The 7707-nt window shown below is 63.2% G+C and carries 6 protein-coding genes; all 6 read left to right on the top strand.

Features of this window, described 5'->3' with window-relative positions; all coding sequences use genetic code 11:
* Positions 1-1143 (top strand): iron-containing alcohol dehydrogenase (locus EN925_RS14670; RefSeq protein ID WP_164894216.1); only part of this gene is annotated, 1143 nt, incomplete at its 5' end.
* A 16-nt stretch (positions 1144-1159) separates the two neighbouring features.
* Positions 1160-2641, top strand: coding sequence for an NAD-dependent succinate-semialdehyde dehydrogenase (locus EN925_RS14665; RefSeq protein ID WP_027163976.1), 1482 nt, complete (start codon positions 1160-1162; stop codon positions 2639-2641).
* Positions 2642-2651: 10 nt separating this feature from the next.
* The gene (locus tag EN925_RS14660; protein WP_164753424.1) at positions 2652-3476 is read left to right on the top strand and encodes an alpha/beta hydrolase; all 825 of its coding nucleotides are present in this window, start codon (positions 2652-2654) and stop codon (positions 3474-3476) included.
* A gap of 394 nt (positions 3477-3870) precedes the next feature.
* On the top strand, positions 3871-4824 hold the full coding sequence (locus EN925_RS14655) for an ABC transporter permease (RefSeq protein ID WP_032809776.1): 954 nt from the start codon (positions 3871-3873) through the stop codon (positions 4822-4824).
* A 33-nt stretch (positions 4825-4857) separates the two neighbouring features.
* Entirely contained in the window at positions 4858-5874 is a 1017-nt protein-coding gene (locus EN925_RS14650) for a sugar ABC transporter substrate-binding protein (RefSeq protein WP_064994996.1), read from the top strand.
* Between the two features lie 12 nt (positions 5875-5886).
* Positions 5887-7707: SMP-30/gluconolactonase/LRE family protein (locus EN925_RS14645; protein ID WP_128336643.1), on the top strand; the 1821-nt coding region annotated here is incomplete at its 3' end.

The following is a 7707-nucleotide window of genomic DNA, read 5'->3' as shown; positions in this document are numbered from 1 at the left end:
CGGTTCGGCCGACGCGCGCTGGTCTGCACCGACGAGCGTTTCGCGGGCACAACGGTATTCGCCGACATCATCAAGTCCCTTCAGTCAGCCTCGATCGAGGTCCTGGTGCATGATCGTGTTCTGCCCGACGTGCCACGCGATACGGTCGGCGTCTGCGTCGAGGAAGCGAAGGGGTTCGGGCCGGATATGGTGATCGGCATCGGCGGCGGCAGCTGTCTCGATTTCGCCAAATGCGCCACCCTGCTGCTCAGCCATGGCGGCAAGCTCCAGGACTATTACGGGGAGTTCAAGGTGCCGGGTCAGACACTGCCGCTGATCGCCGTACCCACCACGGCCGGCACCGGCTCCGAGGTGACGCCGGTCGCGGTGATTTCCGACCCGGACCGGACGCTCAAGGTCGGCATATCGAGCCCTCACCTTATCGCCGCGGTCGCTCTGTGCGATCCCGAGCTGACAATGACCTGTCCGCCTGGCCTGACCGCGATCGCCGGCGCCGACGCTTTGACCCATGCGATTGAGGCCTTCACCGCCATGCGGCGCGGTGAAGACCCCAATCTCCCGCAACAGCATGTCTTCATCGGCAAGACGGCGCTGACAGACCATTTCGCGTTGCTCGCGATAAAGCTGCTTGGCCGGAGTCTGGAGAAAGCCTGCAGCGACGGCACGGATGCCGACGCGCGTGCCGATGTCATGATGGGCGCTCTGGCGGCGGGCTGCGCGTTCGGCACCGCCGGCACGGCGGCGGCGCATGCCGTGCAATACCCGGCAGGCGCCCTCACCCACACCGCCCATGGTTTGGGCGTGGCCACAATGATGCCTTACGTGATGACCTATAACAGCCGCGTCGCCGCTCACGAGATGGCAGAGATCGGCGCGGCACTTGGCTTGGAGGCCAAGGCGCGAACCGCCGACGAGATGGCAGCCGCCACGATCGAGGAGATCAGGCGATTGTTCGCGGCGATCGGTATTACGCCAACATTGGCGGATCTGGGCCTCCCTGCCGATAAGCTTGAGTGGACCGCAGAGCAAGCGCTCGGCATTGACCGCCTGATCAAGAACAATCCGCGTGCGTTCGATCTCGGCACGATGCGACGCCTCGTCCAGGCCGCCCATGACGGCGACCTCGCCGCCTGCGTTATGTGAGAAACGGAACAAAGCGATGAATTTGAACGCTCAGCAACTCGACCAGGATGGCTATGACGTGCGCGGTTTTTCGCACGGACTCTACATCGACGGCACTTGGCGGTCGTCCTCCGACGGTCGGCTCATCGATGTCGTCGATCCCTCCTCCGGGGCGGTGATCGCGGCGGTTCCCGATGCGACGGTCGAGGACGCCACCGCCGCCGTCGAGGCGGCGGCCAAAGCAGCTAGGAGATGGCGGGAAACTGCGCCGCGCAAACGCTCGGAAATCCTCAGGCGCTGTTTCGAACTGATGGTCGAACGCTCCGAAACGCTCGCCATGCTGATCTCGCTGGAGAACGGCAAGGCGCTGCGCGACGCGCGCGGCGAAGTGGCTTATGCCGCCGAGTTCTTCCGCTGGAATGCCGAAGAGGCGGTCCGGATCACCGGTGAATTCGGCACCGCGCCATCCGGCACCAACCGGATCGTGGTCGATTATGAGCCGATCGGAATTTGCGTGCTGATCACACCGTGGAATTTTCCGGCCGCGATGGCGACCCGCAAGATCGCGCCGGCGCTGGCGGCAGGCTGCACTGTCGTCCTAAAGCCGGCCAGCGAAACACCACTGACGGCCTATGCGCTGGCGGCACTCTACAGCGAAGCCGGCGTGCCTGCCGGCGTCGTCAACGTGCTGACCACGACCAGTCCCGGGCCGCTGACTTCGGCCATGCTTGCCGATCCGCGGGTCAGGAAGCTGTCCTTCACGGGGTCGACGGGTGTCGGCCGAACCTTGCTCGGCGAGGCTTCAAAGCATGTCATTTCGTGTTCTATGGAACTCGGCGGCAATGCCCCGTTTGTCGTCTTCGACGATGCCGATCTCGACGCCGCCCTCGATGGCGCGATGATCGCCAAGATGCGCAACGCCGGCGAAGCCTGCACCGCCGCCAATCGCCTCTATGTGCAATCGGGAATCTATGATGCTTTTGCCGACGGGCTCCGCAAGCGCATGGCGGCACTTAAGGTGGGGGCGGGCCCGAATGCCGACACCGAGTGCGGGCCGATGATCACCAGAAAGGCTGTCGACAAGATCGATCGCCTGGTCAAGGACGCGGTGGGCCGGGGAGCCAAGGTGCTTTGCGGCGGGGCGATTTCGGAGGAAGAAGGATTCTTCTATCCGCCAACAGTGCTGTCCGAGGTGCCGCCGGATGCGGAGATGGCGCACGAGGAGATTTTCGGCCCGGTGGCACCTATCACACGCTTCGACACCGAGGCCCAGGCCATCGCCCATGCTAACAACACGGAATATGGCCTGGCCGCTTATATATACACACGCGATGTTGGGCGCGGCATGCGGGTGGCGTCGGGGATCGAGGCCGGCATGATCGGCCTCAACCGGGGACTGATGTCGGATCCGGCCGCACCATTCGGAGGCGTCAAGCAGAGCGGCCTTGGCCGCGAAGGCGGCCAGCACCACGGCATCGCCGAGTTCATGGAGGCTAAATATATTGCCGTCACCTTCTGAACCGGCAGTCATGTCAAAGGACCCTTTCCGCACGCGCGACCATGTGGCCGATTTTGATGATATCGTGACCGACATAGTGACTCGCAGCGCCGAAACCCGGGCGACCCTGCCGATGTCGGCGGGTATCGCCTATGGCGAGGGCGAGGCCGAAAGGCTGGACCTGTTCTTTCCGCCCGGTGTGCGCAGGGATCTTCCCGTGCACATCTTCATCCATGGTGGCTACTGGCGCATGTTCTCCAGGAGCGACTATTCTTATGTAGCGAACACAGTCACCAAAGCTGGGGCGGTCGCGGTCATCGTCGACTATGCGCTGATGCCCGAATTCAGGATGGCGGCAATCGTCGACCAGATCCGGCGTGCCAAACAATGGGTGCTGGACAATATAGCCGCCCATGGCGGCGACCCTGCCCGGCTAAGCGTAAGTGGTCATTCGGCGGGTGCGCACCTGGCCACATTCCTGTTCGAAAAGGCGCCCATGCCGTCGCGCATACGTGCGGCGCTGCTGCTAGGCGGCCTTTACGACCTCAAGCCCCTTCAGACCTCCTTCCTCCAGCCGTTAATCGGCATCACCGATGAGGAGGCAGCTGCTTTCACCCCAATGACGCGGTGGCATGACCCGGAGACGGCAGCGACCATTCTCGTCGGAGATCAGGAAACGTCACCTTTTCACCAGCAGGCCGCCGACTTCGGAAAGCGCTTGCGCGCGCAGGGGCACCCTGTCAGCGATCTCCGCCTGAATGACCGAAACCACATGAACAGCGTGCGTGATCTGGGCATCAGCGGCACGCAAGCTGGCGATTGCCTGATGGCGATGATCGATGGAAACGGCCTCTAGGACGGAAACCCAGGGAGAGCAGGGCCCGCTTGTGCCTTACTTGACGCTCCCGTCACTCAGGAAAGTACCGTCACGGGGATCGCGGCACGCTGCCGGCATCGGGCTGAGCTTTGCGACAGGTGAAATCCGGCAGAGCACACAACCGACGATTCCTCATCCTCTTTTTCCACACTGACGAACTGCACAGCGCATCAGAAAATCGAAATTGCCCCTGCCGCCCTGAGCCGCGATGGTCTTCACGCAAGCAGCCGGCTTAGGGCTGTGGAGGAACGTCGTCGCGGCAAAGCCCCTGGGGCAAGGCCGCTTTGGCACGCCGCTGGTTCAAACCGGCAGCGAGGGAGGAACTGACTTGGCTGGTTCGGGCAAATCCGACACCGCGCGCTTGGGCATCAAAATGTCCCAGGAACTCGTCGTCGGCGCGATCTCGGCCGTCCTCTTCCTGGTGTTCTCGGCGACGCTCAACAATTTCCTGAGCCAGGGCAACATCCTTGCCATTCTCAAGAATGTCTCGATCCTCGGCACGCTGGCCGTCGGCATGGGGCTCATCGTCGTTGGGCGCGGCATCGACCTGACCATGGTGGCGGTGATGGTCGTCGGCGTCGCGTTCAGCATTTGGATCTCCACCTGGGGCGTCGACTTCACGCTGGCCGTCGTCTTCGGGGCCATCCTGGTCGCGGCCATCGGCCTGTTCACCGGCGTCATGGTGGCGGTGGCCGAAATTCCGCCGATCTTCGCCACCCTTGCCATCGCGTCCTCGGTCTACGGCTCTGGCCGCATCGTCTTTGCGTCCGACGTGCTCTATGCCCCCTCCGATATCGGCTGGCTGAAATTCGTCGGCAACGGAACCATCCTCGGCATCCCGATGTCGGTGATCATCTTCGCGGCGGTGGCCGCGCTCATGGGCTTTTTCCTGAGGAAGACCCGCTTCGGCCGGCTGGTCTATGCTACTGGCGACAACCCGAACGCGGCCCGCACGACCGGGCTGCCGACGCGCCCGATCATCGTGACGCAATATGTCATCAGCGCCCTCATTGCCTATATCGCCGGCATCATCATGCTGGGGCTGGTCACCGGCATCGACACGCGCCTCTACAATTCCAGCCTGATCTACGACGTGCTGCTGGTCGTCGTGCTGGGCGGCATCGGCCTCTCCGGTGGCCAGGGCGGCGTACGCAACGTCATCGTCGGCACCATCCTGGTCGGCATCCTGACCAACGGCATGACGATCCTGAACTTCAGCTACACCAGCCAGAACCTGATCAAGAGCGTGATCCTGCTGGGCGCGCTGGCGATCGACGCCATCATCAATCCGCGCGACGAGCAGACCTCGCAAAGCGGCGACATCTGAACAAGAACCGAGACATAAATCTGGGAGGATACCATGAAGTTGTTCAAGAACTGCCTGCTCGCGGGCATGACAGCGCTCGCGCTGCTGGGCGCGGCGAAAATCGCCACGGCGCAGGAAACCGATCAGGTCGGCCGCTCCACCTATCTCGAGGCGCTCAAGGGCAAGAAGGTCATCTTCGTGCCAATCTCGCAGGGCATGGACCTCAACCAGGCATGGGTGGTGGTGTGGCAACGTCACGCGGCACGCTACGGCTTCAGCCTCGAAGTGCGCGATCCCTCCGGCGACACCAATGCCGGCATTCGCGCCATGCAGGGCGCCATCGCCGAGAAGCCGGACCTGATCATCGTGCAGAACCCCGACGTCCAGACCTACGCACGCCTGTTGAAACAGGCGCAGGCGGCCGGCATCAAGGTGCTGCAAGTCAACATGCAGTCGGCCACCCAGACGGACAGTTATGTCGGCAACGACTGGATCGAAATGGGCCGTCTCGAAATGGGCGAACTGGCCAAGCACTGCACCGGGCCCAATGCCGTCTCGCACAAGGTGGTCTGGCTCGCCGGCGTCCAGACGGGTGCCGCCAACATCTACATGCGCACCGGCATCGACGAGGTGCTGAAGGCCAATCCCGAGCTGCAGCTCGTCTCCGACCAGCCGGCCGATTACATGAGCGAAAAGGCCCGCCAGATCACCGAGACGGTCCTCCAGCAGCATCCGGACCTGTGCGGCATCATGGGCATCTGGGATAATGCCGAGGTCGGCGCCGGTGCCGCCGTCGTGGCCGCCGGCAAGCAGGACCAGGTGACGATCGTCACCAATGGCGCGGGCAGCGCCACGGGCTGCGAGAGCATCAAGAACGGGCTGCTCGACGTGATCTTCAACTTTAATGCCCCGATCCAGGCCGAGATCGCAGCACAACAGATTTCCGAGCTGCTGCAGCAGCCCGGCCGGCAGGCGGGTAGCGAGAAGACCATCTTCTTCGGCCCGATCACCCGCGTCGACAAGGCCAATGCGACCGGCAGGAATTGCTGGAAGCTGGACGAGCTCAAGTAACGGACTTCCTTGATGAGCATGGCTGAAAGCCTTGTGCGCTGGCGCTACCGCCTGCTCCCCGACCACGTGGTCGGGGAGATCCTGACCAAGAAGTGGATCGACAGCGTCATCCCCTTCATGGCGCTGGTCATTTTGTGCGCGATCTTCGGCTCGATCGTGCCGGGCTTCTTCGATCTGGCGACGCTGACCAATCTCAGCGGTCAGACCGCCGAGCTTGGCCTTGTGGTGCTCGGCATGACCATCGTCATGGTGTCAGGCGGCATCGATCTGTCTGTCGGGTCGACCTTCGCGCTCGCCGTGCTGGTCACGCTCTATGGGATGAATGTCGAGCAGTGGAGCTTTGGTACCGGCCTTCTGGCGTGCCTGGGCCTCGGCGTCGTCTGCGGCGCCATCAACGGCTTCCTGGTTGGCTTCCTGCGCATGCGGGCGTTTCTCACCACGCTGGTGACGCTCATCATCTACCGCTCGACCTTCGACATCGTCTTTCCCCAGGTCTCGACCCGGATCGTCACCAGCGGTCCGGACTCGCCAGCCTATGATTTTCTTGGTTTCGGTACGATCTGGGGCGTGCCGACGTCCTTTGTGGTCTTCGTCGTCATCGCGCTGATCATCCATCTCGTGCTGTCGCGCGCCCGCTATGGCTGGCGGCTGTTCGCGGTCGGCGGCGCGCGCCGCTCTGCCTACAATGCCGGCATCAATGTGCGCTTCATCTTGTTCAGCGCCTATGTCTTGTGCTCGGTACTGGTGGCGCTCTCCGGCTTCTTCTTCTCGGCCCGCATCGGCAGTGCCGCTTCCGACATCGGCACCGGTCTCGAACTGCAGGTGTTGACCGCGACCGTGCTCGGCGGCATCTCGCTAGGCGGCGGGCGCGGCTCGGTCGCCAAGGCGCTGATGGGCACCGTCTTCGTGCTTGTCCTGTCGAACAGTCTGCTTGCGCTGGCCGTGCCCGGCCCGGTCAATTTCCTGATCCTCGGCATCGTGCTGCTTTTGTCGGTGCTTCTCGACGTTCGCTGGGTGAAGAACCGCCACAAGATCCTGCGCAGCGTCTACATCTCGCCAACCTTCGCCAAGATGCCGCAGGCGATCTCGACCGCGCCCGGCGCGCCAATGGCGGTGAATGACCGGTTGAAGGACGTCGGCGTCATCGGCCTCGGCGTTCTCGATGGCGCGGAGGATGTGATCTTCGACCGGCAGGACCGTCTCTACACCGGCAGCCGCCAGGGCGAGATCCTGCGCTTCCAGCCGCCCCATTACACCGATAGCGAAGTGTTCGCACATATTGGCGGCTCGCCGCTCGGCATGGCTTTCGACCGCGACGACAACCTCGTCATCTGCGTCGCCGGCATGGGCCTCTATCAGGTCTCGCCGGCCGGCGACGTAAAGCTGCTGACCGCCGAAACCAACCGCTCACTGACCTCGGTGGTCGACGACTCGACCATGAAGCTCGCCGACGACTGCGACATCCTGCCGGACGGCCGTATCGTCTTCTCGGAAGCGACAGTGCGCTTCGAAATGCATGACTGGTATGCCGACGCGCTGGAAAGCCGCGGCAACGGACGCATCATCGTCCATGATCCCAAATCCGGTTCGACACGCACACTGCTGTCGAACCTCGTCTTCCCCAACGGCATCTGCACGGCCTTCGACGGCCAGTCGGTGCTGTTCGCCGAAAGCTGGGCCTGCCGCATCAGCCGCTATTATTTCGATGGCCCGAAGAAGGGCCAAGTCGAGCGCGTCATCGAGGGCTTGCCCGGCTATCCCGACAACATCAACCGCGCCTCCGACGGTACCTACTGGCTGGCCCTGATGGGCATGCGCACGCCGGCCTTGGAT

Origin of the sequence: Mesorhizobium sp. M7A.F.Ca.US.006.04.2.1 (assembly GCF_004022915.1) — a bacterium.
Lineage (GTDB): Bacteria > Pseudomonadota > Alphaproteobacteria > Rhizobiales > Rhizobiaceae > Mesorhizobium > Mesorhizobium ciceri.
The sequence above is the reverse complement of the archived record's forward strand: the minus strand, read 5'-3'. Positions and strand labels throughout refer to the sequence as shown.